The organism is Massilia sp. UYP32 (genome assembly GCF_050434365.1).
GTDB lineage: Bacteria > Pseudomonadota > Gammaproteobacteria > Burkholderiales > Burkholderiaceae_D > Telluria > Telluria timonae.
In genome coordinates, this window is sequence record NZ_JBNDIK010000003.1 from 163471 (window position 1) to 189849 (window position 26379).

The 26379-nt window shown below is 65.9% G+C and carries 19 protein-coding genes; 5 read left to right on the forward strand and 14 right to left on the reverse strand.

Features of this window, described 5'->3' with window-relative positions; all coding sequences use genetic code 11:
• Positions 1 to 335: 335 nt before the first annotated feature.
• From flhA to ABIB42_RS03595, 3 genes are all read right to left on the reverse strand, one after another.
• A complete protein-coding gene (gene flhA / locus ABIB42_RS03585; protein ID WP_184239093.1) occupies positions 336 to 2453 on the reverse strand; it encodes a flagellar biosynthesis protein FlhA in 2118 nt (705 codons plus the stop codon).
• 21 nt (positions 2454 to 2474) lie between these two features.
• A complete protein-coding gene (gene flhB / locus ABIB42_RS03590; protein WP_005665816.1) occupies positions 2475 to 3650 on the reverse strand; it encodes a flagellar biosynthesis protein FlhB in 1176 nt (391 codons plus the stop codon).
• A gap of 129 nt (positions 3651 to 3779) precedes the next feature.
• Positions 3780 to 5033, reverse strand: a complete 1254-nt coding sequence (locus ABIB42_RS03595; RefSeq protein WP_273162305.1) for an MraY family glycosyltransferase — start codon at positions 5031 to 5033, stop codon at positions 3780 to 3782.
• Between the two features lie 292 nt (positions 5034 to 5325).
• On the opposite strand from ABIB42_RS03595, the gene ABIB42_RS03600 reads away from it, so the two are divergent.
• Positions 5326 to 6504, forward strand: a complete 1179-nt coding sequence (locus ABIB42_RS03600) for a hypothetical protein (protein WP_429247913.1) — start codon at positions 5326 to 5328, stop codon at positions 6502 to 6504.
• Between the two features lie 22 nt (positions 6505 to 6526).
• Here ABIB42_RS03600 and ABIB42_RS03605 read toward each other — a convergent pair whose 3' ends face one another.
• The 3 genes from ABIB42_RS03605 to ABIB42_RS03615 all read right to left on the reverse strand — a co-directional run bounded on the left by ABIB42_RS03605 (position 6527) and on the right by ABIB42_RS03615 (position 9567).
• Positions 6527 to 7519, reverse strand: a complete 993-nt coding sequence (locus ABIB42_RS03605) for a fumarylacetoacetate hydrolase family protein (RefSeq protein ID WP_429247914.1) — start codon at positions 7517 to 7519, stop codon at positions 6527 to 6529.
• A 54-nt stretch (positions 7520 to 7573) separates the two neighbouring features.
• On the reverse strand, positions 7574 to 8659 hold the full coding sequence (locus ABIB42_RS03610) for a phospholipase A (protein ID WP_312165028.1): 1086 nt from the start codon (positions 8657 to 8659) through the stop codon (positions 7574 to 7576).
• 191 nt (positions 8660 to 8850) lie between these two features.
• Positions 8851 to 9567 (reverse strand): pseudouridine synthase, encoded by a 717-nt coding sequence (locus ABIB42_RS03615; RefSeq protein ID WP_005665810.1) that lies wholly within the window; start codon positions 9565 to 9567, stop codon positions 8851 to 8853.
• A 235-nt stretch (positions 9568 to 9802) separates the two neighbouring features.
• Between ABIB42_RS03615 and ABIB42_RS03620 the strand changes: the two genes are divergently transcribed.
• A complete protein-coding gene (locus ABIB42_RS03620; protein ID WP_157225465.1) occupies positions 9803 to 10225 on the forward strand; it encodes a hypothetical protein in 423 nt (140 codons plus the stop codon).
• A gap of 350 nt (positions 10226 to 10575) precedes the next feature.
• Here the strand turns inward: ABIB42_RS03620 and ABIB42_RS03625 are convergent, their stop codons facing one another.
• From ABIB42_RS03625 to ABIB42_RS03640, 4 genes are all read right to left on the reverse strand, one after another.
• Positions 10576 to 11571, reverse strand: coding sequence for a S49 family peptidase (locus tag ABIB42_RS03625; RefSeq protein WP_005665809.1), 996 nt, complete (start codon positions 11569 to 11571; stop codon positions 10576 to 10578).
• A gap of 27 nt (positions 11572 to 11598) precedes the next feature.
• The gene (locus ABIB42_RS03630) at positions 11599 to 11976 is read right to left on the reverse strand and encodes a Rieske (2Fe-2S) protein (protein ID WP_005665808.1); all 378 of its coding nucleotides are present in this window, start codon (positions 11974 to 11976) and stop codon (positions 11599 to 11601) included.
• Between the two features lie 16 nt (positions 11977 to 11992).
• Positions 11993 to 12652 (reverse strand): HAD-IIIA family hydrolase, encoded by a 660-nt coding sequence (locus ABIB42_RS03635; RefSeq protein ID WP_005665807.1) that lies wholly within the window; start codon positions 12650 to 12652, stop codon positions 11993 to 11995.
• A gap of 61 nt (positions 12653 to 12713) precedes the next feature.
• Positions 12714 to 13697, reverse strand: a complete 984-nt coding sequence (locus tag ABIB42_RS03640) for an RluA family pseudouridine synthase (RefSeq protein ID WP_177185595.1) — start codon at positions 13695 to 13697, stop codon at positions 12714 to 12716.
• A gap of 691 nt (positions 13698 to 14388) precedes the next feature.
• Between ABIB42_RS03640 and ABIB42_RS03645 the strand changes: the two genes are divergently transcribed.
• The 3 genes from ABIB42_RS03645 to moeA all read left to right on the forward strand — a co-directional run bounded on the left by ABIB42_RS03645 (position 14389) and on the right by moeA (position 20745).
• Entirely contained in the window at positions 14389 to 17604 is a 3216-nt protein-coding gene (locus ABIB42_RS03645; RefSeq protein WP_429247915.1) for an Rne/Rng family ribonuclease, read from the forward strand.
• Between the two features lie 133 nt (positions 17605 to 17737).
• On the forward strand, positions 17738 to 18850 hold the full coding sequence (gene moaA, locus ABIB42_RS03650) for a GTP 3',8-cyclase MoaA (protein WP_292030346.1): 1113 nt from the start codon (positions 17738 to 17740) through the stop codon (positions 18848 to 18850).
• A gap of 11 nt (positions 18851 to 18861) precedes the next feature.
• A complete protein-coding gene (moeA, locus tag ABIB42_RS03655; RefSeq protein WP_429247916.1) occupies positions 18862 to 20745 on the forward strand; it encodes a molybdopterin molybdotransferase MoeA in 1884 nt (627 codons plus the stop codon).
• Positions 20746 to 20819: 74 nt separating this feature from the next.
• Here the strand turns inward: moeA and rmuC are convergent, their stop codons facing one another.
• Genes rmuC through ABIB42_RS03675 form a run of 4 tightly spaced genes read right to left on the reverse strand, consistent with a single transcriptional unit; the run spans position 20820 to position 26180 of the window.
• Complete coding sequence (gene rmuC / locus ABIB42_RS03660; protein ID WP_429247917.1) at positions 20820 to 22139, reverse strand: DNA recombination protein RmuC; 1320 nt, start codon at positions 22137 to 22139, stop codon at positions 20820 to 20822.
• 8 nt (positions 22140 to 22147) lie between these two features.
• The gene (locus ABIB42_RS03665) at positions 22148 to 22561 is read right to left on the reverse strand and encodes a group II truncated hemoglobin (protein ID WP_005665800.1); all 414 of its coding nucleotides are present in this window, start codon (positions 22559 to 22561) and stop codon (positions 22148 to 22150) included.
• Positions 22562 to 22618: 57 nt separating this feature from the next.
• On the reverse strand, positions 22619 to 25150 hold the full coding sequence (locus tag ABIB42_RS03670) for an ABC transporter permease (RefSeq protein WP_184239113.1): 2532 nt from the start codon (positions 25148 to 25150) through the stop codon (positions 22619 to 22621).
• 22 nt (positions 25151 to 25172) lie between these two features.
• The gene (locus ABIB42_RS03675) at positions 25173 to 26180 is read right to left on the reverse strand and encodes an adenosine deaminase (protein WP_005665798.1); all 1008 of its coding nucleotides are present in this window, start codon (positions 26178 to 26180) and stop codon (positions 25173 to 25175) included.
• Positions 26181 to 26379: the final 199 nt, after the last annotated feature.

Sequence of the window (26379 nt, forward strand, 5' to 3'; positions counted from 1 at the left end):
CCTGTTGACCGTGTTCGTATCTGACAGGCGTGACTTTCCCGCCTCCCGCCGACAAAGTTCGGCAGCAGTGTCTGACGTCACCGCCAGACTCGCCACGGGTAGCGCCGTTCTCGCTACAAGAGCGATGGTGGCGGGCCGTGTTTCATATGCCAAGTCGTTATTCACCGCATGCCATGCACATCCAACGTCTTTGATCTCTGTCGCTTGGTTTTCGCGGCAAGGATGAGTTATGTGATGGTGTGCTTCCATACCAGCATACATAGCATCAGACACCGGTGATGGAGCCAGAGTTCCGCTCCGACTGACCGGGCGGCATACGAACCGCCCTTCCCCCATTACATCGGCACACCCACCAGGCTGGTCACCCGAATCGTCTTGGTCTCCGGCACTTCTGCATGCGACAGCACCTTCAGCTGCGGCACGGCGCGGCGCAGGAAGCGCGACAGCAGCACGCGCAGCGGGGCCGGCACCAGCAGCACCGGGGTGTGGCCCATCTGCTCCTGCTGGTTGGCCGAATGGGCCGCCTGCTGGGCGATGGTGTCGGCCAGGCCCGGCTCGATGCCGGTGCCGTCGCCGCCGGCGCCCATCGCCTGCATCAGCAGACGCTCGAGGCGGTTGTCCAGGGTCATCACCGACAACTCGTTCTCGCCCGGGAACAGCTGCTGGACGATGGCGCGGCCCAGGGCCACACGCACCACGGCGGTCAGTTCCGACGGGTCCTGCGTCATGTTCGCGTGCTCCGACAGCGCCTCGATGATCGAGCGCATGTCGCGGATGTGCACACCTTCGACCAGCAGGTTCTGCAGCACTTTCTGCAGGGTCGACAGCGACACGACCTTCGGCACCAGGTCTTCGACCAGCTTCGGCGTTTCCTTGCCCAGGTGGTCCAGCAGCGCCTGCACTTCCATACGGCCCAGCAGTTCCGAGGCGTGCATCGTGATCAGGTGGTTCAGGTGGGTCGCCACCACGGTGCCGGCGTCGACCACGGTGTAGCCCATGCTCTGCGCTTCGTCGCGCAGGCCGGCTTCGATCCAGGTGGCCGGCAGGCCGAAGGCCGGATCGGTGGTCACCAGGCCAGGCAAGGTGCCGCTGGCCATGCCCGGGTTGATCGCCAGGAACTGGCCGTTCAGCGCTTCGCCGCTGCCCACTTCCACGCCCTTCAGGGTGATGCGGTAGGCCGATGGCTTGAGTTCCAGGTTGTCGCGGATGTGCACCGGCGGCGCCAGGAAGCCCACTTCTTGCGCGAACTTCTTGCGGATGCCCTTGATACGCTTGAGCAGCTCGCCGCCCTGGTTCTTGTCGACCAGCGGGATCAGGCGATAGCCGACTTCGAGGCCCAGGGTGTCGACCGGCATGACGTCCTGCCAGGTCGCTTCTTCGCTCTCGGCCGGGGCCTGCTTGGCGGCGGTGGCCTCGGCGGCGGCCGCGGCGGCCGCTTCTTCCTTGGCCGGCGCTTCCTTGCGGCGCTTCGAGATCAGGTAGCCGGCGCCGGCCAGCGAGCCCGCCAGCAGCAGGAACACCAGGTTCGGCATGCCCGGGATCATCCCCAGGCCGCCGATGATGGCGGCGGTGATGTACATCGTCTCGGGCTTGGCCATCAGCTGGTTGGTCAGCTGCGAGCTCACGTCTTCGTCGTTGGCGACGCGCGACACGACCATACCGGCCGCGATCGAGATGATCAGCGATGGAATCTGCGCCACCAGGCCGTCACCGATAGCCAGCAGGGTGTAGATCTTGGTCGCTTCACCGACCGCCAGGTCGTGCATCACCACGCCGACGATCAGGCCGGCAACCACATTGATCACGGTGATCATGATGCCGGCGACGGCGTCACCCTTCACGTATTTCGAGGCGCCGTCCATGGCGCCGTAGAACTCGGCTTCCTGCGCGACTTCCTGGCGGCGCTTGCGGGCTTCGGCTTCGCCGATCAGGCCGGCGTTCAGGTCGGCGTCGATCGCCATCTGCTTGCCAGGCATCGCGTCCAGGGCGAAGCGTGCGCCGACTTCGGCGATACGGCCGGCGCCCTTGGTCACGACCGAGAAGTTGATGATGGTCAGAATGATGAAGACGACGATACCGACGGTGTAGTTACCGCCAATCAGGAAATGGCCGAAGGCCTCGACCACCTTGCCGGCCGCCGCCGAGCCGGTGTGGCCTTCGGTCAGGACAATTCGAGTAGAAGCCACATTGAGCGCCAGGCGCAACATGGTCGAGACCAGCAGGATGGCCGGGAAGGCCAGGAAGTCAAGCGGCTTGACCGTATACAGTGCGGTCAGCAGCACGATGATCGACAGCGCGATATTGAAGCTGAAGAACACGTCGAGCACGAAGGCCGGCAACGGCAGGATCATCATTGCCAGCAGCATGATGATCAGGATCGGCGCGGCTGCCGCCTTGCCGCCTCGTGCACCGAGGCCGCTCATCCAGGCTGGCAGTTTCATGCTGTTGGTCATTCAGTTCACTCCGTGTTCAGTTCAATTCGGCCCCCCTGGCTTGGGTGGCGCTGGCTGTTGCGACGCCGGGTTCAGCGGGTCCATCTCGTCGGGCACTTTCAACTTCGTCGGGCGATCCGGGTAATCCCCTTCTCCCTTCTTGTAGGCGCGCAGCTGGTAGACATAGGCCAGCACTTCCGCCACCGCCGAGTACAGCTTTTCCGGGATCTCTTCGTCGATATCGGTATGCTTGTACAGGGCGCGGGCCAGGGCCGGGGCTTCCATCAGCGTGACCTTGTGTTCCTGGCCCAGCTCGCGGATCTTGGCGGCCACGTCGTCGATGCCCTTGGCCACGACCCGCGGCGCGCCCTTGCCGTCCGTATACTTCAGCGCCACCGCATAGTGGGTCGGGTTAGTGACGATCACATCTGCAGTAGGTACATTTTGCATCATCCGTCCCCGGGCCATTTCGCGCTGCAACTGGCGAATCTTCCCCTTAATCTGAGGATTGCCGTCCGACTCCTTGGATTCCTGGATCATTTCCTGGCGCGTCATTTTCAGTTTGTCTTTCCAGTGCCATAACTGGTAAGGACCGTCGATCAGGGCGATGAAGCCCAGCGCGCCGACGATGAACAGGAAGGATTTGCCGATCATGGCGCCCACGTGGGCGCTGCTTTCATTGAGGGGCTCGACCGCCAGGCCCAGCATCGCCTCCTTCTGGCCGCTGACGACGATATACGCCACCACGCCCACGACGATGGTCTTGGCGACCGCCTTGAGCAGCTCGACCAGGGCGTTTTTCGAGAACATATTGCCAATACCCTTGATCGGGTTCAGCTTCATGAAGTTGGGCATGAAAGCCTTGGACGAGAACAGCCAGCCGCCGATCAGGAGCGGCGAGACCAGGGCGATGGCCATGATGGCGCCGGCGATCGGCAGGCACGCCAGCAGCACGGCGACCAGGTCATTGAGGATGCGCTCGATCAGGATGGCGGGATTGAAGACCTGTTCGCGGTCGAGCGACAGGCCGGACTTGAGCGCCAGGCTCAATTTGCCGACGAGCATGCCGCCAAAGGCCCACAGGCAAGCCCCGGCAGTCATCAGGACGGTAAAGGTGGCCAGCTCCCGCGATCTGGGAACGTCGCCTTCCTCGCGCGCCTTCTCGATCTTCCGGGGCGATGCGTCTTCTGTCTTTTCTGCGTCGCTATCTTCCGACATGCCTACTCCGCCAAACTATGTCACATGCGCCTTTGTACCGCGCAAATGAAATTATCGCCGGAATTGCCGTGCGGCTAGATATAAAACAGGATGGGAAACCGGCCGCTGTTCGCGGCCGGATGCCTGGCATTACATGCGGCGGCGGACGAAGGCCGGGGCCGGCTGCTCGCGGCCGAGGTCGGACAGCGGGGCCGGCTGGTTGGCCGCGGTCGGCTTGGCGATGCGGGCGGACACGATCACCGGCGCGATCGGGGCGACCACGGGCTTGACCACCTTGACGGTGGACGTGGTGGCCGGCGCCAGCGGGGCGGCGGCCACGTGCGCCGGCTGGCGGCGGCGGGCGCGCCAGGCGGCGACCACCAGGCCGTACACGACCAGGTACAGCGCGAAACTGGCAACCACGCCCTGCATCAGCACGGCGGGGGTGTTCGCATGGTTGACGGCCAGCGCGGCCGGCACCAGGGCGATGCTCCACGACACCGGCGACACGCAGGCATTGCGCAGCGGCGCCGGCAGCATGCGCAGGTAGCGCGCGGTGATCGCCGTCTTGACCAGGCTGTGCAGGTGCCAGCTGTCCGGATGGCCCGGATGGCGGCGGCACCACAGGCGGCGGCAGATGGTGAACAGGGTTTCGAAGACCGGATAGGCGCAGGCCAGCAGCGGGGCCCAGGCCGAGACCGAGGGATTGCGGTAGACCAGCATCACCGACAGCCAGGCCAGCAGGAAGCCCAGCAGGTAGGCGCCGCCGTCGCCGAGGAACAATTTGCCAAACGGGAAATTGACGACGAAGAAGCCGGCCGTCACGGCGCAGATCACGAAGCACAGCTGGGCCAGGTGGACGTCGCCGGCGCCCAGGGCGATCAGGCCCAGGGTGGCCAGGCCGATCACGACCGTGCCGCTGGCCAGGCCGTTGAAACCGTCGATGATGTTGACCGCATTGGCCACGCCGCCCACCGCGAAGGCGGTGAACAGCACCGAGAACGGCAGCCAGCCCAGCAAGCCGTCGAGCGGCGCCAGGCCGGTGTACTGGAGGGTGACGCCGGTCAGGAACCAGCAGACCGCGCCGCTGGCCATGGTCGCCAGCAGGCGCGCGCGCACCGACACGGTGCGGGTCAGGTCTTCGGCCAGGCCGAACACGAAGGCCGGCAGCGAGGCGATCAGCACCGGCAGCAACAGTTCCTGCTGCGCCTGCGGCAGCACGCCCAGCGCCATCCACAGGCCGATCATGATGGCGGCGCCGCCGATGCGCGGGGTCGGGGTGATGTGGAATTTCTGTACACCGCGCGTCGCGTCGAGCGAATAGCGCCCGTGCCAGCGTGTGGTGAACACGAGCAGGAGGGAGCAGATCAGCGATGTGGCAAAGCCGATTTCCAGGCCAGCCATGGGCAGGTTATTAATACTCATAGAACCACTTTGTTAACTCGTCAATTCTAGCGCATTTCTTGTTGATCTTCCGGCAAACGTGCTCGGCCACGGATTCTATCCCAATGTCACAAACGCACTGTTACGTCATGCAAGCTATTGATTGTGCAAGAACAATTCGACGATTCTAGGGACGTTGCGATCTGCCAATCAATCGCCCTGAAACTTCTCCTAATATTTCTCGACAAATTGTTACACTTTTCTTCAGTGATATTTAGATAGATTTATTTCTCGATCACAAACAAGGTGAACCATGGCAAAACATAATCGCAAGCCATTTAGTTTCATTTTTTATATTGTGTTATGCCTGAGCGCGCTGTACCCGGGTCTGGCCCGGTCGCAGGCCGCCCCTTCCCCCGAATTGCTGGACGCCCATGCCCGCCTGCTGGAAGCAGAAACCCGGCAGGCGCTGGCCGAAGCCGAGCGCGCCGAACTGCTGGCGCGCCTGCCGCCGGCCCAGGCCAAGGCATTGAGCGGCAACGTCGACGCCGCCAAACTCGGCGCCGCCGGGCTGGCGCGTGCCTTCGACCTGGCGCTGGAACTCGCCATTGAAGTCTGCGCCGGCCTGCCCCAGGACCGCCAGGTCACCCTGTACGACCCGATCGTCAGCCAGGGCGTGGTGGCGGCGCGCACCGTCGACGGCGCCCTCGCGCGCACCGCGCAGGAATTGGCCGCGCGCAATCTCGAGCTGCAACGCTACATTAACGCGCACACCCCGGAATCGGCTGACCGCCGCACGGCGATACCGTTGATCTGGCTCACCGCGCCCACGGTATTACTCCGCGCCGGGGCCGACCTCGCCAGCCTGTTCAAGAGCGACGCGACGCTGGCCGGCAGCGCCTATGGCGACGGCGCGCGCGCCCTGTTCGCCAGCGCGCTGGCGCGTTCCTGCCCCGCGCGCCTGGCCGGACTGAGCGGCGGCTATATGGGCGAACTCGACATTGCGCGGCATGCGCGCCTGCTCGACCAGGTCAGGCTGGTGGGGGCGGAACGGTCGGTGCTGGCCCAGCACGCGGCGCGGCTGGAAGTGCTGGCCGACGCCGCCAAAGGCGAACTCAAGAAAGAACTGCAGGCCGTCGAGGCCGCCGCCAGGGCGCAACTGAAGGCGGTCGACGCCTTCACCGACGGCTTGCGGGCAGGCGAAGCCAGTGACAAAAGCCCCTTGTTTACCGCGGCGCGCTACCTTGGCCAAGCCGAACGCAGCGCCGGCGCCCTGGTGCTGGACGTCGACCTGCGGCTGGAAGGCCTGACCCAGGTGCGCGGCAACCTGTTCGGCGGCGAACGCCTGTCCCTGTCCGGCGTGGCCTTTCTTTGGTACCGGCTGCACGAGCCGGACGGCCGGCTGCTGCGCGCCGATGCGCTGCGCCGGGTCAGCCGGCCGGTCGAAGTGGACATGCGGGGCGAGCGCGACGATAGTGGATTTTGGCGGTAGGGTCGGCCGGGGCCGCAGCCGGCTACACCGCCGGCCGTACCGTCTGCTCGATCGCCCCGAACAGCGATTTGCCGTTCTCATCGAGCATCTCGATGCGCACCGTGTCGCCGAACCGCAGGTACTGGGTGACGGCTTCGCCGCCATCGATCGTTTCCTGCCAGCGCTGCGTGGCGATGCTGGCGTAACCCGGCGTGTGGCGGCGCGTCGCGCGGTTCGCGACCACGCCCGCGCCGAGAATGGTGCCCGCCGTGACCTTGCGGCCGGCGGCCAGCGCCGCCAGCAGTTGCGGAAAGCTGAAGGCCATGTCCTCCCCCGCCTCCAGGGTCCCGACCGGATTGCCGTTCCACACCACCCGCAACGGCAGCGCGGCCTTGCCGCCGCGCCAGGCCTCGCCCAGCTCGTCCGGCGTCACCGCCACCGGCGCGAAAGCGGTCGCCGGCTTGGCATGCAGCAGGCCCAGGCCAGTGGCGCGCTCATCCGCCACCAGGTTCTGCAAGGTGACGTCATTGGCCAGCAACAGCAGGCGGATCTGTCCATGCGCCGCGTCCGGCGTGGCGCCCTGCGCCAGGTCGCCGCTCACGACCGCCAGTTCGGCGCCGAAATCGATGCCCCACTCCTCGCGCGCCAGCACCAGGTCTTGCCGCGGCCCGAGGAAGCCGTCGCCGGCCGCCCGCGCCAGTTGCGGCTCGTCGCGCCAGGCCGCCGGCAATTCGGCGCCAGCGGCGCGGCGTTCCAGTTCGTGGTGATGCAGGTAGGCGGCGCCGCACACGCGCCCGCTCGCGCGCGGCAGCGGGGCCATGCAGCGGGCGGGGTCGAAGTCGAAGGGACGGCGCGCCTTGCCCTCGTTCAGTTGACGATAAAGAACGTCGAGCTGGGGTGCGATGAAGGCCCAGTCGTCGAGGGCGGCGCGCAGGCTGGGCGCGACGCCGTCGGCGACGTGGGCGGTTTTCAGGTCACGCGACACCACGGCCAGCTGGCCGTCGCGGGTGCCGTCGTCGAGCGTGGCGAGTTTCATGGAAGCCTCCTGGTGCGAGGCCGCCATTCTACGGTACGGCTCAGTACTTCGGGCTCAGTACTTGACGATGATGCCGGCGCCGAGCGCACGCTGGAAGTAGTTATAGTCGATCATGCTCTGGCCATAACCGGCGAAGGCATTGACATAGCCCTTGACCGGACCCGCCAGCGGGAAGGCCCATCCGACCTGGACCGCACCCTTGTCGGTGCTGAAGTTACGGCGCACCATGGCCGACAGCTCGTGGCCACCATTCAAGCGGTAATTGCCTTCGAGTTCGAAGCGGCCCATGTAGTCGATGATGTCCGGATTGTTGTCGTCGTCGAACGATTCGTTGACGCGCTTCCAGACCTTGGCCGTCATGGTCAGCGGGCCGCGCTCCAGGCCGACCTGGGCATAGAACCGGTTCCAGCTGCGCGACAGCGTCGACGACTGGCCATTCGACTGGTGCACGAAGCCCAGGTTCAGGAAGCGCACGTTGACGCCCGCCAGCGCGTAGTCGAGCGGCGTGACGAACATGACCTCGGGCTGGTAATTGGTCTCGCGGAACGGGCTGGACGCCTCATGGTTGGCCGCCTGCCAGAAGCTGTTCTGGGTATAGCCGAACCAGACGTCGACCGGCAGTTCGAACAGCGTCTCGGCCATCTTCATCTTGAAGCTGAGCTGGAACTCCAGCTCGGCCTTCGACAGGCCCTCGGCATCCGGATCGGCGGCCAGGAAGTCGCGGTACGGCTCTTCGTTCGGGCGGTGGGTGCGGGTCGCCATCAGGTAGCTCGGGCGGTGCGGACGGAACTTGAACACGCCACGCTTGTCGCGCGGGTCGAGCTCCCAGTGGCTGCTCAAGGTGTACTGGGACGCGGCCTGCACTACCGGATCGACCGAGGCGGTGCGGTCCACCGCGCTGGTGCGCGGAGCATCGAAAGCGCCCTCGGCCACTGGCGCCGTGGTCGGCACCGGCGGCACGGCGGCCGGGGTGGCAGGCGTGGCGACGGCGGCGGTGGCCGGACCGGCGCCGGCAGCGGCGGCCGCCTGGCTGGCGGCAACGCCGTCGAAGCAGGCCAGGCGCTGGCTGCCGTCGGCGATGGCGGCGCATTCGGCCAGGGTGTGCGGTGCGGTCTGGGCCAATGCCGGCAGTGCCAGCAAGAGAGGAACCAGGGCGATGGTATGAGAAATTCTCGGGCGATAGGCGTGCATATTTATTGTTTTATATCAAAACGTTCGCGCAGCAACTGGTATTCAGTTGCCATCGCGCGTAAGTGTCGCGGATATTTCTTCTGGGTGTCGCACGTATTGCATCCAGGCATGCAGTTAAGCCCGCCTGTTTGCGGGATCGATCAGGCAGGCACCAGCAAGTCGAGCTGGGCCTGGTCGAGGAAGCACCATTCGCCCTCTTCGAGACCGAGCGATTCCAGCGTCAGGCCGCCGATCTGCGAGCGGTGCAGCGCGCTGCAATGGTTGCCGGCGGCGGCCAGCATCCGCTTGACCTGGTGGTATTTGCCCTGCTCCAGGACGATCTCGAGGGTGTGCTCGCCGCGCTGGACACAGGACACCGCCTTCAGGGGCGCCGGCTCGTCGTTCAGCTGCACGCCGGCCAGCATGTGGGCGACCAGTTCGGCGGTGACCGGCTCGGCGGTCGTGGCCTGGTAAACCTTGGGCACGTGGCGCTTGGGCGAGGACTGGGCGTGGATGAACGGACCGTCGTCCGACATCAGGAGCATGCCCGTGGTGTCGTGGTCGAGGCGGCCGACCGGCTGCACCTCGCGCCAGGTAAACTGTTCCGGCAGCAGGGTCAGCACACCCGGATGGTGGCTTGGTTTACGCGAGCATTCGAAGTTGGCCGGCTTGTACAGCGCGATATAGACGTGCTCGCGATACGGCCATTCTTCGTCGAACACGGTCAGGACCAGGCCATCGGTGTCGAACGTGGCTTTATAGCTGTCGACGGTCTCGCCGTTGACGGCGACGTCGCCGTCCTCGATCAGCGCGCGGCAATATTTGCGGGTGCCGAATCCCTGCGATTGCAGAATACGGTCTAGGGACAATTTACTCATGGGCCGAGACTTTACCAGATGCGCACGCCCCTTGGGAAAGCATTGCCAGGCAAGACTGTTAGCGTTATCGGGTCAATCTGTTACCGTTACCTCCGACCCATTTTGCATGCACCCGTTCATTTGAGCAGCGTCAAGCCTTTCGAAATTCGCATTGATAGACTTCAACACGTTAGGAATCCGCCTAACGGCACCTACGACGTCCTTGAAAGGGGGCGGCCATAGCCAAAGGATAGGAATGAACGTGAACGACGATCTCGACACAGCAAATGGAAAGCTTTCCGCTCATGAGGCCCATTGTGCGCGCCAACGGCTCGCCAAGGACCATGCGGCGCTTTTCCCGACCCGACTCGCCATGGCGCGCTGGCGCGGCGGCGGACTTCCCCACCTGCACGGCGGCCACCCACCGCTGCGCGCCGCCTGGTATGCCCGCACCGTGCGCGACCACCAGGCTTGGCTCGACCGTGGCGGCTTTGCCCAGCATGAAGAGCAGATACCTTTCCGAAAGCCGTCGATGTGGCATCCACCACAGGTCGGCTTGTCACAAGGTGGATTGCAGGTCTCCCGACAAAACAGCCAATACCCTACGCAGCAGAATTCGCAGCCCCCCTGCCGTTCGGATCGCGATGGCGATGCCCGTCAGTGCGGCACTTGTACCTGAACCGGCATGCCTTCCGGCAGGACGCCGGAGGCACCTCGATGAGACCGGAAAACAGGGCGACGGAAAAACTGGAGGAGCGCAGTAGCCGTACCGATGAGGTACAAACCGATGAGGTATAAATGGAAACGACGGCCAAGGCCGTCGTTTCCGTTCCTGCGGCAGGCACGCCATGCGGCAAGCCTCCCAGGGACGTACTACCGTGAGGAATTGAATTCTCTCGAAAACCGCATCGCGTGCGGTGGATAGCGTGTCGCCGTCCGGGCCGGTCGAAGCGTTTGCCCCTCTACCCTTGCTGCTCGCGCTACCGTTCCACTATAGCCGTTAGCCGTCGGTATTCAAGGACAAAATGTTCAGCGCAATTTCGGCACGGCTCCGTGGTAGGCCGCCTTGACCGCGCTTTCGCCGACCGCGGCGCCAAATTTCTTGAGCACCCGTTCTGGCAAGCCTTCGTGCGCCGTGTAGTCGACGATGTCCTCGGCCTTGACGATGTCGCGCGCCACCGTGTCGACGGTGCCGAAGGCGTCGGCCAGGCCCATGTCCACCGCCCTGGCGCCGGTCCAGTACAGACCGGAGAAGGTTTCCGGGGTTTCCTTCAGGCGCTTGCCGCGGCCTGCCCGCACCACCGCGATGAATTGCTGGTGGATCTCGTTGAGCATCTCCTGGGCGTGTTCGCGGTGTTTTTCGGATTGCGGACTGAACGGATCGAGGAAACCCTTGTTTTCGCCGGCCGTCAGCAGGCGCCGCTCGATGCCGAGCTTGTCCATGGTGCCGGTGAAGCCGAAGCTGTCCATCAGCACGCCGACCGAGCCGACGATCGAGGCCTTGTTGACGTAGATGCGGTCGGCCGCCGAGGCAATGTAGTAGCCGCCCGAGGCGCAGATCTCGTCCACCACCACGTACAGGGGCTTGTCGGGGTAGCCGCGCTTGAGGCGCTGGATCTCGTCCACGATGATGCCGGCCTGGACCGGGCTGCCGCCGGGGCTGTCGATGCGCAGCACCACCGCCGCCGAGCCGGGGTCGGAAAACGCTTTGTTCAGCGAGGGGATCACGGTATCGGCCGCGCCGCTGCCCTCGGCTTCGATCTCGCCGTTGATTTCGATCAGGGCCGTGTGGCGGCCCAGGTTTTCGACGTCGCCGCTGCCGAAATTGAAGTCGTAATATGCCCACAGCGCCAGCAGGGCGACAGTGAGGAAGCTCAGTTTGAAGAAAATGCTCCAGCGCCGGGCGCGGCGCCGCTCCTGGACGGTGGCGAACACCAGTTTCTCGAGCGTTTCGCGCTCCCAGTTGCCGATCGTCGGATTCGATGCGAGCCGGCTGTCGCCGGGGTGGTTCGTTTGGTCACTCATAAAGTCGGATGGGGTCGAAGGCGAGCGCTATCCCTGCGCAGGCGCGCGGAACCGCTCGTCGGGCAGCCAGTATATCTTGCCCGCGCCTTCGTGTACGGCGATCGGATGCAGGCGCCCGCCGCGGCACGGACCGCCGGCGCATTTGCCGCTGTCGGGCTCGTAGACCGCGCCGTGGGTGGCGCACATCAGGTACTGGCCGCCGGACTCGAAGAACTCCCCTTCCCGCCAATCGAGCTCGATCGGCACATGGGCGCAGCGGTTCAGGTAGCCATGCACCTGGCCGCGGTGGCGGATCACGAAACCGGTGGCCGGCTGTCCCCAGGCCAGCAGCGCGAAGCGGACGCCGCGGCCGCCGTCCAATAAACCCTCGGCATCGCACACGAACAGGCGCTCATCGTCCACCATCTGCGCGCTCGCGGATTCAGGCATGCTCGATCAGCCAGGCATGCAGCTCGGGAATCGAGCGCGCCGAGAACAGCGGGTGGCAGGCTTGCAGCTGGGCCACCGGGTGTGCGCCGAACTCGACGGCGATGCCGGACGCGCCGGCATTGTTCGCCATCATGAGATCGTGGGTGGTGTCGCCGATCATCACGGTGCGGCGCAGGTCCTGGCCCAGTTCACGGGTCAGTTCTTGCAGCATGGCGGGATGGGGCTTCGAGAATGTCTCATCCGCACAACGGGTCGCGTCGAAGATCGACAACAGGCCGGTGGCGTTCAGGGCCCGGTTGAGGCCTACCCGGCTCTTGCCGGTGGCCACCGCCAAAAAGTAGCCCTCGTTATCAAGATCGGCCAACATCTCCCGAACGCCCTTGAACAGCACCAGTTCATGGTCCTTGGTGAGGAAGTGATAGCGGTAGCGCTCGACCATGCGCGGGTACATGGCCGGCTGGATGTCGGGCATCACCGCCTGCATCGCCTCGGCCAGGCCGAGACCGATGACGTGGGCGGCCGAGGCGTCGCTCGGGACCGGCAGGCCGAGGTCGCGCGCCGCCGCCTGGATGCACTTGACGATGGCCGCCGTGCTGTCCATCAGCGTGCCGTCCCAGTCGAACACGATCAGGTCAAATTGTTTTCTTGCCATTATTTAGCGGCGGCCCAGGGCGCCTGTCTCCTTAGTTGTTCGATCGTGCGCAGGTGTCATATCACGCACTTGGCTCTCCCAAGCTTACCAAGAACCGTTCGCATTCTTCGGGCATCGGCGCGCGCAAGGTCATCCGTTCGCCGCTGTCCGGGTGGGTGAACGTGATCTGGTGCGCGTGCAGGAACATGCGCTTGAGCGCCCCGCGTCCCCCGCCCGCCTTGTGCAACTGTTTGTTGAAAGCGAAGTCGCCATACTTTTCGTCACCCAGGATCGGGAACCCGCTCGAGGCGAGATGCACCCGGATCTGGTGCGTGCGGCCCGTCTTGAGTTCGGCTTCGAGCAGGGCGAAATCATGCCATTTTTTCAAGAGATTGAAAATGGTGTGCGCTTCCTGGCCGCCGGCCTGGACCACGACCCGCTTCTCGCCATCCGCCGTCGTGTATTTATGCAGCGGCAATTTGACGTGCTGGCGCTTGTTCTGCCAGTTGCCCTTCACCGCCGCAAAATAACGCTTGTCGGTGGTCCCGTCGCGCATCTGGTCGTGCAGGTGGGTCAGTGCGCTGCGCTTCTTGCCGATCAGGAGCAGGCCCGAGGTTTCGCGGTCGAGCCGGTGCACCAGTTCCAGGAACTTGGCTTGTGGCCGCGCCGCGCGCAATTGCTCGATCACGCCGTAGGACACGCCGGAACCGCCATGCACGGCCACGCCGGCAGGCTTGTTAATGACGAGCAAGTGCGCGTCTTCAAACACCACCGGGAATTCGGTCCCCGGCACGGTGTCGTTGCTGGCTTTTTCGGCGATGCGGATCGGCGGGATGCGCACCATATCGCCCTCGACCAGGCGGTACAACTGGTCGATCCTGCCCTTGTTGACACGCACTTCACCCGAACGGAGGATGCGGTAGATATGACTCTTCGGTACACCTTTGCAGACACGCAACAGGTAGTTATCGATACGCTGTCCGGCGTCTTCTTCGCCGATCGTGACAAATTGCGCCTGCAGAGCCTGTTGTGATGAAGGGGGAACAACATCGTTTTGGGTCGCCATTCGCTCTGTCTTCCCAGAAATTCTCTCTAAGTCCTTCATTTTGAATATATAATCGACAGGCGGCGGTCAAACCTCTGCTGGTGTAAGAATTAAAACGATATTTTACACAGGGGCGCGCTCCATCGGCCCCGCTCATTGCAAATTCGATGGAAAGTAACGTGTACGCACATCCTTGCGCCGATCAGGGTTGCACCTGCAGTTGTAATCGGGTTGCGCGCAAAGATGCAGGATTGGATTGTCAGGATTCTTAAGGATAAGTACCGGCAAGCAAATCTTGCTTGTCGGGTGATGGTGTCGATAACGCTTGTCGTTTTCGCCGGGCCCGATGCAAGGCCGTCCTCGAGACTTGTGAGTTAGGCTGTCTTTTCGCCTCCAGGTCCTGGACGGTCGTCGGCTTCGAGCCGGGCTGGTTTTAGCACACCCCCTCGCTCCGCTGTGCCACCCCAACGTGGTGGCAGGCGGCCAGCGCAGGTCGCGGCGTGCGTGGACAATGACGTTCGGCCCCACAGCGCCCTGTTGCGGCAGCGACGCGGTGTTCACTCGCAGTTTTTCGCGGTGGTCACTGTTTTCCGCTGTATCGCACGCCACGGGCATTTCCCCTCCTGGACTCCCATCCCCGCATACATCCCTGTAGCTGCGCCGCCCGCGAGGGCGGCCATCACACGGCCCCCGGGTCGCGGAGTTTATAAAAATGAAACGTATGTTGTTTAACGCTACGCAGCAAGAGGAGCTGCGCGTAGCGATTGTCGACGGTCAAAAACTGATCGACATCGATATCGAGACCGCCGGTCGCGAGCAACGCAAGTCCAACATCTACAAGGGTGTCATCACCCGCATCGAACCCTCCCTCGAAGCCTGCTTCGTATCCTACGGCGAAGACCGCCACGGATTCCTCCCCTTCAAAGAAGTCGCCCGCTCGTATTTCCGCGAGGGCGTCGACGTGCGCAACTGCACCATCAAGGAAGCGCTGAAGGAAGGCCAGGAAATCATGGTCCAGGTCGAGAAGGAAGAACGCGGTAACAAGGGCGCCGCCCTGACCTCGTTCATCTCGCTGGCCGGCCGCTACCTGGTCCTGATGCCGAACAACCCGCGCGGCGGCGGCGTGTCGCGCCGCGTCGAAGGCGAAGAGCGCCAGGAACTGCGCGAAACCATGGACAAGCTCGACCTGCCGCAAGGCATGTCGGTGATCGCCCGCACCGCCGGCATCGGCCGCACCGTCGAAGAGCTGCAGTGGGACTTGAACTACCTGATGCAGCTGTGGCGCGCGATCGAAGGCGCCGGCAAGTCGGCCCCGGGCGCCTTCCTGATCTATCAGGAGTCGTCGCTGGTCATCCGCGCCATCCGCGATTACTTCCAGCCCGACATCGGCGAAGTCCTGATCGACACCGACGAGATCTACGAACAGGCCCAGCAGTTCATGAGCCACGTGATGCCCGACATGGCGCACCGCGTGAAGCGCTACAGCGACGACGTGCCGCTGTTCTCGCGTTTCCAGATCGAACACCAGATCGAGACCGCCTACGCGCGCACCGTGCCGCTGCCATCGGGCGGCGCGATCGTGATCGACCACACCGAAGCCCTGGTTTCCATCGACGTCAACTCGGCGCGGGCCACCCGCGGCTCGGACATCGAAACCACCGCCTTCAACACCAACTGCGAAGCGGCCGACGAAGTCGCCCGCCAGCTGCGCCTGCGCGACCTGGGCGGCCTGATCGTGATCGACTTCATCGACATGGAAGTGGCCAAGAACCAGCGCGAAGTCGAACAGCGCCTCAAGGACGCCCTGCATCACGACCGCGCCCGCGTCCAGATGGGCAAGATCTCGCGCTTCGGCCTGATGGAGCTGTCGCGCCAGCGCCTGCGTCCTTCGCTGTCGGAAGGCTCGCACGTGACCTGCCCGCGCTGCTCGGGCACCGGCCACATCCGTGATACCGAATCGTCGGCCCTGCAAGTCCTGCGTATCATCCAGGAAGAGGCCATGAAAGAGAATTCGGCCGCGATCCACGTGCAGGTGCCGGTCGACGTCGCCGCGTTCCTGCTGAACGAAAAGCGCGGCGAAGTGCTCAAGATCGAGAACCGCCACCGCATCACCGTAATCCTGATCCCGAACAAGCATCTGGACACCCCGCACTACAAGCTCGAGCGCATCAAGCACGACGATCCGCGCCTGGAAGACGCGCACGCCAGCTATGCGATGGCCGAGACCGCCGACACCGACATGGCTTACGCCAAGCGTCAGAAGGAAGAAGCGAAGCCGCGCCAGGAAGCCGTCGTCAAGACCATCACCCCGGCCCAGCCGGCCCCGGTGGTCGACCGCAGCGAAGCGGCCAAGCCGGCGAAGGCCGCCGCCGCTCCGGCCCCTGCCCCTGCCCCGGCCCCGGCCGAGAAAGGTTTCTTCGCCCGCCTGCGCGACTTCTTCTTCGGCAAGCCGGAAGAACCGGCCCCGGCGCCAGTGGTGGCCGAGAAGCCGGCCGCGCCTGCGCCGGCCGAGCGTGGCGAGCGCAACAACCGTAACAAGAATGGCCGCAACGGTGGCCGCAATGGTGAGCGTGGCGAACGCGGCGCCAAGCCGGGCCGTGAGCGCGAAGAGCGCGACGCGGTGGCCACGGTCGCCAAGGGCGCGCCGGGCGAGGAAATCGCCAAGGGCGCACCAGGTGAAGAGGCCCGCGAAGGCCGCCAGCCGCGCCAGCCGCGCGAGCGCAAGCCACGCGAGCCGCGTGAACCGCGCGAGCAGGTCGAGGGCGCGGTGCGCGCCGAGGGCGCCGAGCGTCCCGAGCGTGCGGAACGCGGCGGCGAGCGCAAGGAGCGCCAGCCACGCCAGCCGCGCGAGCGTACCGAACGTGTCGAGCGCACCACCCAGGCCATCGAAGCCAAGCTCGACGAAGTCAGCGTGAGCCAGGTCGTGTCGAGCGCCACTGTTGCAGTCAGCACCAGCGGCCCGGAAGGCACCCAGGAAGTCGTGCAGCAGGTCGTGAAGTCGGTGACGACGATCGGCCCGGATGGCGAGGAGATCGAGGGCGAAGGCGACGAGCCGCGCCGCCGTCGTCGCCGTGGCGGCCGTAACCGCAATCGCCGCGACCGTGACCAGGTCGAGGGCGAGGCGCTGGAAGGTGCGGACGAAGCGCCGGCATTCGCCCCGGTAGCCGATGAAGAAGCGGCCAAGGTCGCCGCCGCCGCCAAGGCCGCGAAGGCCAAGCCGGCACGCGCCGCCACGCAAGATGCATGGCCGTTCCCGACCGCGGCGTCGGTGGCGGCTGCGAAGGCCCAGGCCGAGCAGGCTGCCGCTCCTGCTCCTGCGCCTGCGCCTGCGCCTGCTCCTGCTCCTGCTCCTGCTCCTGCTCCTGCTCCTGCTCCTGCTCCTGCACCTGTCGCACCGGCGCCGGTTGCTGCCGAGCAGATCCCGTTCCCGACCGCAGCTTCGGTTGCCGCTCAACAGAACCCGTTCCCGACCGCAGCCTCGGTTGCCGCGCAGCAGAACCCGTTCCCGACCGCGGCGTCGGTTGCCGAAGCACGCGCCGAGGCCGCTCAGGCTGATGCACCTGCGGCTGCTCCGGCGCCGGCGCCCGTCGTCGACACCGCGCCGGCAGCCGAACCGGTCGCCGCTTCGGCGGTCGAGCCGGCGCCTTCAGCCGCACCGGCGGTCAGCGTCGCCCCGACGCCAGCCGCCGCGCCTGTGGCCAGCGCACCTGCGCCGGGCGCCGCCCTGGCTGCCGCGCCGGTCGAAGCCCCGGCCAAGCTGGACGAAGTGCTGGCCCAGGCCGGCCTGCAACTGGCATCGACCGACCCTGAAAAACTGCGCGCCGCCCAGGAAGCGGCAGTGGCGCCGCCGGTCCGCCTGGGCCGCGCCCGCAAGCCAGTGGTCGCACCGGTAGACGAGCCGCTGGTGCAGGTCGATACGCGCCAGTAAGCAATCATCGGCTGCGCCATCACGTCGTTCCTGCGCTTGCAGGAACGACGTTTTTTATTGGAGCAGCAAGCAGTAGCATTTCCATCTGGATCTGGTACGGGCAGCTTCATCAGCCCCGTGCTATCGTACTGAAATGGCTGAAAAAATCATTCTGATCAATGACCTGCGCTCTTCCGCGCTGCAGGTCCCGGCCGTGCCCGAAGCACCGACTGGCCTGCTCAGTGACGCGCTGGGCCGGCCCCTGCACGACCTGCGCATCTCGGTCACCGACCGCTGCAACTTCCGTTGCGTGTACTGCATGCCGAAGGAAGTCTTCGACAAGGATTACCAGTACCTGCCGCACGGCGACCTGCTGTCGTTCGAGGAAATCACGCGCGTGGCGCGGTTGTTCATCGCGCACGGCGTCGAAAAGCTGCGCCTGACCGGCGGCGAGCCGCTGCTGCGCAAGAACCTCGAGCGCCTGGTCGCGATGCTGCGCGCGCTGCCGACGCCGAGCGGTCGTCCGCTCGATCTCACGCTCACCACCAACGGCTCGATCCTGGCGCGCAAGGCCCAGGCGCTGAAAGACGCCGGCCTGGACCGCGTCACGGTCTCGCTCGACGCGATGGACGACAAGGTGTTCCGCAGCATGAACGACGTCGACTTCGCCGTCGCGGACGTGCTGCACGGCATCGACGCCGCCCACGCGGCCGGCCTGGGGCCGGTCAAGGTCAATATGGTGGTCAAGGGCGGCACCAACGACGACCAGATCCTGCCCATGGCGCGCCACTTCAAGGGCTCGCCGACCATCCTGCGCTTCATCGAATTCATGGACGTCGGCGCCTCGAACGGCTGGAATATGCGCGAGGTCGTGCCGTCGCAAGAAGTGGTGCGGCGCATCTCGGCCGAGCTGCCGCTCGAACCGGTCGCGGCCAACTACAGCGGCGAGACCGCCTCGCGCTGGCGCTACGTGGATGGCGGCGGCGAGATCGGCGTCATCTCGAGCGTCACCCAGGCCTTCTGCGGCGACTGTTCGCGCCTGCGCCTGTCGACCGAGGGCAAGCTGTATACCTGCCTGTTCGCCACCCGCGGCCACGACCTGCGCGCGCTGCTGCGCGCGGATCGCAGCGACCTCGAGCTGTCTGGAGCCATCGCCCAGCTGTGGCGCGGACGGGCCGACCGTTATTCCGAGACGCGCACGGCGGAGACCGGCATCGGGCAGCGCGACGGCGCGCGCAAGGTTGAAATGTCCTATATAGGCGGATAATGGAACAAGGGATGATCAGCGGACTGGTATTGGCGGGCGGCCGCGGCTCGCGCATGGGCAATGTCGACAAGGGCTTGCAGCCCTTCCGCTCGAGCACCATGGTCGAGCACGTGCTGGCGCGCCTGCGGCCGCAGGTCGGGCCGGTGGCGATCAGCGCCAACCGCAACCTGGATGCCTACCGCGCTTTCGACGCGATGGTGCTGCCCGACGAAGTCGCGGACGGAGTGGAACCCTATCCCGGGCCGCTCGCCGGCCTGGAAGCCGGCCTGCGCCATTGCGCCACGCCCTACCTGCTGGCCGTCCCCTGCGACTCGCCCTTCCTGCCGACCGACCTGGCATCTCGCCTGTTCGCCGCGCTGCAGGAAGCCGATGCCGACGTCGCCTACGCCGCGACGCAGGAAGCCGGCAAGCGCGCGCAGCCGCATCCCGTGTTCTGCCTGGTGCGCGCCGAGCGGCTGCCGCAGTTGTCGGCCTATTTGCTCGAGGGCGGGCGCCGCGTCGACGGCTGGCACCGCGACCTGAAGGCGGTCGAGGTGGTCTTCGACGACGCCGACGCCTTCCGCAACATCAATACCCTGGACGAGCTGCGCGGGCTGGACGACCCTTCCCCGCCCTTCCCTGCCAGCCTGGCCCAGGTGGCGAGCTGCATCAACGGCTACGATCCGGACGCGCTGCGCGTGCAGGACGCCCAGCGCATCATCCGCGACTTCGTGCAACCCGTGCGCGCGGTGGAAATGGTGGCTTTGCGTTCATCCCTCGGCCGCGTGCTGGCGCGCGACCTGGTCTCGCCGATCAATGTGCCGGCGCACGACAACTCGGCCATGGACGGCTACGCGCTGCGCGGCGGCGACCTGCCGGCCGAAGGCACGGTCACGCTGAAGGTGGTCGGCGTCGCCTACGCCGGCAAGCCGCTCGACATCACGCCAGGACCTGGCGAATGCGTGCGCATCATGACCGGCGGCGTGATGCCGGCCGGCTGCGACAGCGTGCTGCCGCAGGAATTCGCCGAGAGCACGACCATTGATACCGTCACCCTGCGCGCCGGCGCGATCCGTCCAGGGGACAACCGCCGCCTGGCCGGCGAAGACCTGAAGGCCGGCAGCGCCGCCCTGAAGGCCGGCCGCGTCATCCGCCCGGCCGACCTGGGGCTGTGCGCCTCGCTCGGCTTCGCCGAGATTCCCGTGCAGCGCCGCCTGCGCGTGGCCTTCTTCTCGACCGGCGACGAGCTGCGCTCGATCGGCGAAACGCTCGACGAGGGTTGTGTGTATGACAGCAACCGCTACACGATCTACGGCATGCTGGCCCGCCTGGGCTGCGAGATCATCGACATGGGCGTGGTGCGCGACAGCCCCGAGGCTTTGGAAGAGGCGCTGCGCACCGCCTGCGAGAACGCCGACGCCATTATTACTTCGGGCGGCGTCTCGGTCGGCGCGGCCGACTACACGAAGCAGGTGATGGCCGAACTGGGCGACGTGACGTTCTGGAAGATCGGCATGCGTCCGGGCCGGCCGCTGGCCTTCGGCCGGGTGTCGTCCAACGGCCGCAGCGCATTTTTATTCGGCCTGCCGGGCAATCCGGTGGCGGTGATGGTGTCGTTTTACTTCTTCGCGCGCGAGGCGCTGCTGCGCATGATGGGCGCCGAGGCGCCGCTGCCGCTGCTGCGTGCGCGCTCGATCGAGGCGATCCGCAAGAAGCCGGGGCGCACCGAATACCAGCGCGGCATCGTCGCGCGCGGGGCGGATGGCGAGCCGGAGGTGCGCATCACCGGGTCGCAGGGCTCGGGCATCCTGCGCTCGATGTCGGAGGCGAATTGCATGGTCGTGCTGCATGATGGGCAGGGCAGTGTCGCGGCGGGGGAGATGGTGGATATCTTGCCGTTCGAGGGGTTGTTCTGACAGCTTGATAGGCACTGAACTCGTGGCATGGGCGGCGGAGCCGCCCATGCCACATGCTTCACATCATTCAACAATCAATCGTCCCGCTCCAGGCCATCCGGCCCAAGCATCAACTGCGCCGCCTCGCTCGGCAACGCCTCCACCGATTTCAATTTGCGCGCCATCTGGCGGCTGCGCACCTCGGCGCTTTCGATGTTCTTGGCGGCCTTTTCCAGGGTCAACTTGGTGGTGGCCAGCACGTCGCCGAACTTGGTGAACTCGGTCTTGACCGCCCCCAGCACCTGCCACACCTCGGACGAGCGTTTTTCCAGCGCCAGGGTGCGGAAACCCATCTGCAGGCTGTTGAGCAGCGCCGCCAGCGTCGACGGCCCCGCGATCGTCACCCGCAGGGTGCGCTGCAGCTCGTCGGCCAGGCCGGGACGGCGCATCACCTCGGCGTACAGGCCCTCGGTCGGCAGGAACAGGATGGCGAAGTCGGTCGTCTGCGGCGGCGACACGTATTTATCGCAAATGGTGCGCGCTTCGCCCCGCACCGCCCGTTCCAGCTCGGCGCCGGCGCGCGCCACGCCATCGGCATCGGCTTCATCGCTGGCCAGCAGCAGGCGTTCGTACTGCTCCTTGGGGAACTTGGCGTCGATCGGCAGCCACAGCGGCGCGCCGCCTTCGACCACGCCGGGCAGCTTGATCGCGAACTCGACCCGCGCGTTCGAACCGGCCACCGTCTCGACGTTCTTGGCGTACTGGTCGACGGTGAGCACCTGCCCCAGCAGCATCTCCAGTTGCACCTCGCCCCATGTGCCGCGGGTCTTGACGTTGGTGAGCACCCGCTTCAGGTCACCCACGCCGATCGCCAGCTGCTGCATCTCGCCCAGGCCCTGGTGCACTTTTTCCAGCCGCTCCGACACCTGGCGGAACGATTCGGACAGGCGCGTCTCCAGCGTCGCATGCAGTTTTTCGTCGACCGTCTGGCGCATCTCTTCGAGGCGCCTGGCGTTATCGGTCTGGAGATCGCGGATCTTGGTTTCGAGCGTGTTGCGCACCTCGAGCATGCGCTGGGCGTTCGATTCGGTCAGATTGCCCAGCGTCTGCTGCAGGGTGTCGGCGAAGCGCTTCAGCGCGCGCGCCTGTTCCTCGCGCCCGCTACTGGAGTGCAGCTGCATCTGCTGGCGCATGCTGTCCAGTTGCTGGACCGTGGCATTGTGATATTGAGCGAGGTGAGCGGCCAGTTCCTGGCGCGTCGCCTGGGCGCTCGATTGCAGCTCCTGGCGCAGCTCGCGTTCCAGGCGTTCGACGTGGGCGCCGTCGCCATTGCCGCGCATGCGCAGCAGGACGACAACCAGCAGGCCGGCCACGACGACCAGGCCGACCAGGATGAGGATTTCGGCGACGGTCATGGTGGCGCTCAATCAGGTTTGTTGCGCATCCAGTCCGCGGTCTGGAAGAAGGAATTCATCATGCGCACACGCAGCGTGTCGTCGTAGCCCAGGTCTTCCATGGCCCAGGCCATGCAGCGCAGCCACTGGTCGCGCTCCGCGCTGCCGATCGCGAACGGCAGGTGGCGCGCGCGCAGGCGCGGGTGGCCGTAGCGTTCGATGTACAGGTCGGGGCCGCCCATCCAGCCGGACAGGAACATGAAGGTCTTTTCGCGCGAGCTGTCGTTGGGCACCGGGTGCATGGCGTGGATGCCGGCGAAATCGGGCTCCAGCTGCATCAGGTCATAGAAGCGGTCGACCAGCGCCCGCAGGCGCTCGCCGCCGCCCATCATCTCGTACAGGGTCTGGGATTCGGCGGGGGTTTCGGTGTGATGTTCGGACATCCCGCCATGATAGCGCAGGCGCCGCGGACCGTGTCCTCGGCGCCTGCATTATCGCGCTTACGCTTCGCGCAGCGTTTGCAACGGCGGCTGCCGCAACACCCCGCGCAGGCCCAGCCAGCCGCCGACGATCGCGCACAGCGCGCCGACGAACAGGCCCGCGATCCATACGCCCGGCTCGAACACCCACGGGAACTTGAACTGGTAGGTGGCCAGCGCCCAACCCAGCGCCGCCGCGCCGCTCGCCGCCAGCAGGCCCGCCAGGCCGCCCACCAGCACGAACTCGATGCGCTGCGCCTGCGCGAGTTGCTGGCGCGTGGCGCCCAGTGCGCGCAGCAGGCCCGCTTCGCGCGTGCGCTCGGATTGCGATCCCATCAGCGCCGCATACAGCACCAGCACGCCGGAAGCGAGCGTGAACAGGAACAAAAATTCGACCGCCGTCACCACCTGGTCCAGCACGTCCTGCAGCTGGCGGATGATGCCCGAGACATCGATCACCGTCAGGTTCGGATGGTTGCGGGTCAGCGCATTGCCCAGGTTCGCTCCCTCGGGCGGCACATGGAAGGCGGTCATGTAGGTGGTCGGCGCATCGGCCATCGCCGCCGGATTGATGATGACGAAGAAGTTGGCGCGCATCGAGCCCCATTCGAGCTTGCGCACGCTGGTGATCTTCGCGTCGACGAGCAAGCCCGCCATGTCGAAGCGCATGGTGTCGCCCAGCTTCAGCCCCAGGCGCTCCATGATGCTCTGCTCGACCGAGGCCTCGGCCACGCCCGGCGCGTCCCTGAACCATTCGCCCTGCACCACCTCGTTCGCCTGCGGCAGCACATTGGTCGTCGACAGGTTGAATTCGCGGTTGGCCAGGCGCCGCGCCTCGCCGTCCTGGAAGGTGTCGCGCGTGATCGCGTTGCCATTGATGGCCGTCAGGCGGCCACGGATCATCGGGTACAGCACGGGTTCCTTGACGCCGGCCGCCAGCAGCTGGCCTTCGACCGCCTGCTTCTGCTCGGGCAGGATGTTGATCACGAAGCGGTTCGGCGCGTCGGCGGGCGTGGCCAGCTGCCAGGCCGCCATCAGGTCGCCGCGCACCACGGTCAGCAGGAGCAGCGCCATCAGGCCCAGCGCCAGCGACACCACCTGCACCACGGTGGCGCCGGGCCGGCGCTGCAGCGAGGTGACGGCGAAGCGCCAGCCCTGGCTCTTGAACGCGCCGCGCATCCGGCGCAGCCCCTGCAGGCCGAGCCAGGCCACCAGGGCGAAGAAGGCGAAGCCGCCCAGGAAACCGCCGGCGGTGATCAGGGCCAGGGTCGGGTCGCCCGCCTGCCACAGGAGCAGCAGGAAGAACACGCCGATGCCCAGCCCATAGGTCGCCAGCGCGGCCGGCTGCGGCGCGCCCTGCTCGCGCCGGATCACGCGGTTGTGCGGCACGTTGCGCAACTGGAGAATCGGCGGCAGCGCAAAGCCGACCAGCAGCATCAAGCCGGTCGCCACGCCCTGCAGCGCGGGCAGCATCGACACCGGCGGCAGCTCGGTCTTGATCAGCGAGGCGATCATCTCGAGCAGCACGAAGTGGGCGCCGAAGCCGACCAGCACCCCGATCACGCTGCCAAGCAGGCCGATGAATCCGAATTCGAGCAGGTACAGCACGGTGACCTGGTTCTGGGTCAGGCCCAGGCAGCGCAGCATGGCGCAGGCGTCCAGGTGGCGGCCCATGAAGCGGCGCGCCGCCATCGCCACCGCGACCGCCGCCAGCATCGCCGACAACAGGCCCACCAGCGACAGGAACAATCCCGCGCGATCGAGCGTCGCGCGCATCTCGGGGCGGCCGTTTTCCAGCGTCTCGATGCGCACGCCCTTGATATTGTTGTCGCGGATCTGGGCGCGTATCCACTGTTCGTAGTCGCGCACCGCGGCCATGTCGTTCACGTCCTTCGAGGCGACCATCAGGCGGAAGCTCACGCGCGCGAAGTCGTCGACCAGGCCGGTGGCTTGCAGGTCTTCCAGCGCCAGCATCACGCGCGGCGCGAAGTTGGCGAACGAAGCGCCCTTGTCCGGTTCGGTGGCGATCAGCTGGGCGATGCGGAACTGGCTGTTGCCCAGGGTGAGCATGGCGCCGACCTCGGTGCGCAGCTGCGGCAGCAGGCCGGGATCGACCCAGACCGTGCCGCGCGCCGGCACCTCGCGCGTGGGCGTGCCCTGCGCGCCGCTGGCGGCGACAGGGTCCGTCGTGATGCTCATCTGGCCGCGCAGCGGATAGCCTTTTGACACCGCCTTGATCGACGACAGCTGGGCCAGCGAGTCGTCGCCCTCGCCGGCTTGCGCCATGCTCGGGAAGGTGACAGTGTCGGCCAGCAGCAGGCCACGCTTCAACGCTTCGGCGCGCCACTCCTGGCGCACCGGGTCGTCGGTATTGACCAGCAGGTCGGCGCCGAGCAGCTGGTGGGCGTCGCGGTCCATGCCGGAGCGCATGCGGTCGATGAAGAAGCCGACCGAACTCAATGCCGCGACCGCGACGATCAGCGCCACCAGCAGGAAGCGCAGCTCACCGGCGCGCCAGTCGCGCGCCGTCATGCGAAGAGCCTGGACGAACATGGATCCGCTCCGTTCTTGAAGGTCAGGCGTTGGCGAAGAAGCCGTCGACTTCGGCCAGGAAGGCGCGCTTGCGCTCCGGGTCGACGAAGGCGGCCTGGAAGCTGTTGCGCGCCAGCTGGCGCGCATGACTTTCGTCCAGCGGCAGCGCCTCGAAGGCGGCGAAGTAGTTCTCGTTGACGTAGCCGCCGAAATAGGCCGGATCGTCCGAGTTGACGGTCACCGCGAGATTGGCGTCGAGCAGGGTGCGCAGATTGTGCGAACCCATCACGTCGAACACGCGCAGCTTGATGTTCGACAGCGGGCACACGGTCAATGCCATCTGCTCGCGCGCCAGGCGCTCGACCAGGGCCGGGCTTTCCAGGCTGCGCACGCCGTGGTCGATGCGTTCGACCTTCAGCACGTCGAGCGCGCTTTCGATATACGCCGGCGGGCCCTCCTCGCCCGCATGCGCGACCAGGCGCAGGCCGAGCGAACGGGCGCGCTCGAACACGCGCGCGAATTTCTCGGGAGGGTGGCCGACCTCGGACGAATCGAGGCCGACGCCGATGAACTTGTCGCGGTAAGGGAGCGACTGCTCGAGCGTGGCGATGGCTTCGTCTTCGGACAGGTGGCGCAGGAAGCACATGATCAGGCTGGCGCTGAGCGGCGCATCCTGGCAGGCGCGCCAGATGCCGTTGATGACGGTCTCGAACGGCACGCCGCGCGCGGTATGGGTTTGCGGATCGAAGAAGATCTCGGCGTGGCGGACGTTGTCGGCATGGGCGCGCGCCAGATAAGCCGCGGTCATGTCGTAGAAGTCTTGTTCCTTCAGCAGTACGCTGGCGCCGGCATAATAAATGTCGAGGAAAGACTGGAGATCGGTGAAAGCGTAGGCCTCGCGCAACGCTTCGACCGAGCTATAAGCGAGGTCAACGCCGTTTCTTTGCGCAAGCTCAAAAATCAGTTCCGGTTCGAGCGAGCCCTCGATGTGGATGTGCAGTTCTGCCTTGGGCATGTTCTGCAGCAGGTTGCGCAGGCGTTCGTCGAGCATGGTTTTCTCCAACAAGTACATCAGTAAATATTCAATGGTGCGGGCCAGGTGGTCCTTCCGACCGGGACCGACCGACAAGTGTAACGCATGCCGGCTTTCCGCCTGCGCCAAGGCGAAAATGGCTGCGTTCGGCTTTATGACATGCACGATTCGCGTGCGCCGCGTGTTGAGCAGTTCGTGCACTATCGGCGCACAACGG

What these genes read in the sequence shown, in the direction of transcription:
- flhA (WP_184239093.1), bottom strand. Translation starts at nt 2,453, where the DNA reads ATGACCAACAGCATGAAACTGCCAGCCTGGATGAGCGGCCTCGGTGCA.
- flhB (WP_005665816.1), bottom strand. Translation starts at nt 3,650, where the DNA reads ATGTCGGAAGATAGCGACGCAGAAAAGACAGAAGACGCATCGCCCCGG.
- ABIB42_RS03595 (WP_273162305.1), bottom strand. Translation starts at nt 5,033, where the DNA reads ATGGCTGGCCTGGAAATCGGCTTTGCCACATCGCTGATCTGCTCCCTC.
- ABIB42_RS03600 (WP_429247913.1), top strand. Translation starts at nt 5,326, where the DNA reads ATGGCAAAACATAATCGCAAGCCATTTAGTTTCATTTTTTATATTGTG.
- ABIB42_RS03605 (WP_429247914.1), bottom strand. Translation starts at nt 7,519, where the DNA reads ATGAAACTCGCCACGCTCGACGACGGCACCCGCGACGGCCAGCTGGCC.
- ABIB42_RS03615 (WP_005665810.1), bottom strand. Translation starts at nt 9,567, where the DNA reads ATGAGTAAATTGTCCCTAGACCGTATTCTGCAATCGCAGGGATTCGGC.
- ABIB42_RS03620 (WP_157225465.1), top strand. Translation starts at nt 9,803, where the DNA reads ATGAACGTGAACGACGATCTCGACACAGCAAATGGAAAGCTTTCCGCT.
- ABIB42_RS03625 (WP_005665809.1), bottom strand. Translation starts at nt 11,571, where the DNA reads ATGAGTGACCAAACGAACCACCCCGGCGACAGCCGGCTCGCATCGAAT.
- ABIB42_RS03630 (WP_005665808.1), bottom strand. Translation starts at nt 11,976, where the DNA reads ATGGTGGACGATGAGCGCCTGTTCGTGTGCGATGCCGAGGGTTTATTG.
- ABIB42_RS03635 (WP_005665807.1), bottom strand. Translation starts at nt 12,652, where the DNA reads ATGGCAAGAAAACAATTTGACCTGATCGTGTTCGACTGGGACGGCACG.
- ABIB42_RS03640 (WP_177185595.1), bottom strand. Translation starts at nt 13,697, where the DNA reads ATGGCGACCCAAAACGATGTTGTTCCCCCTTCATCACAACAGGCTCTG.
- ABIB42_RS03645 (WP_429247915.1), top strand. Translation starts at nt 14,389, where the DNA reads ATGAAACGTATGTTGTTTAACGCTACGCAGCAAGAGGAGCTGCGCGTA.
- moaA (WP_292030346.1), top strand. Translation starts at nt 17,738, where the DNA reads ATGGCTGAAAAAATCATTCTGATCAATGACCTGCGCTCTTCCGCGCTG.
- moeA (WP_429247916.1), top strand. Translation starts at nt 18,862, where the DNA reads ATGATCAGCGGACTGGTATTGGCGGGCGGCCGCGGCTCGCGCATGGGC.
- rmuC (WP_429247917.1), bottom strand. Translation starts at nt 22,139, where the DNA reads ATGACCGTCGCCGAAATCCTCATCCTGGTCGGCCTGGTCGTCGTGGCC.
- ABIB42_RS03665 (WP_005665800.1), bottom strand. Translation starts at nt 22,561, where the DNA reads ATGTCCGAACATCACACCGAAACCCCCGCCGAATCCCAGACCCTGTAC.
- ABIB42_RS03670 (WP_184239113.1), bottom strand. Translation starts at nt 25,150, where the DNA reads ATGTTCGTCCAGGCTCTTCGCATGACGGCGCGCGACTGGCGCGCCGGT.
- ABIB42_RS03675 (WP_005665798.1), bottom strand. Translation starts at nt 26,180, where the DNA reads ATGCTCGACGAACGCCTGCGCAACCTGCTGCAGAACATGCCCAAGGCA.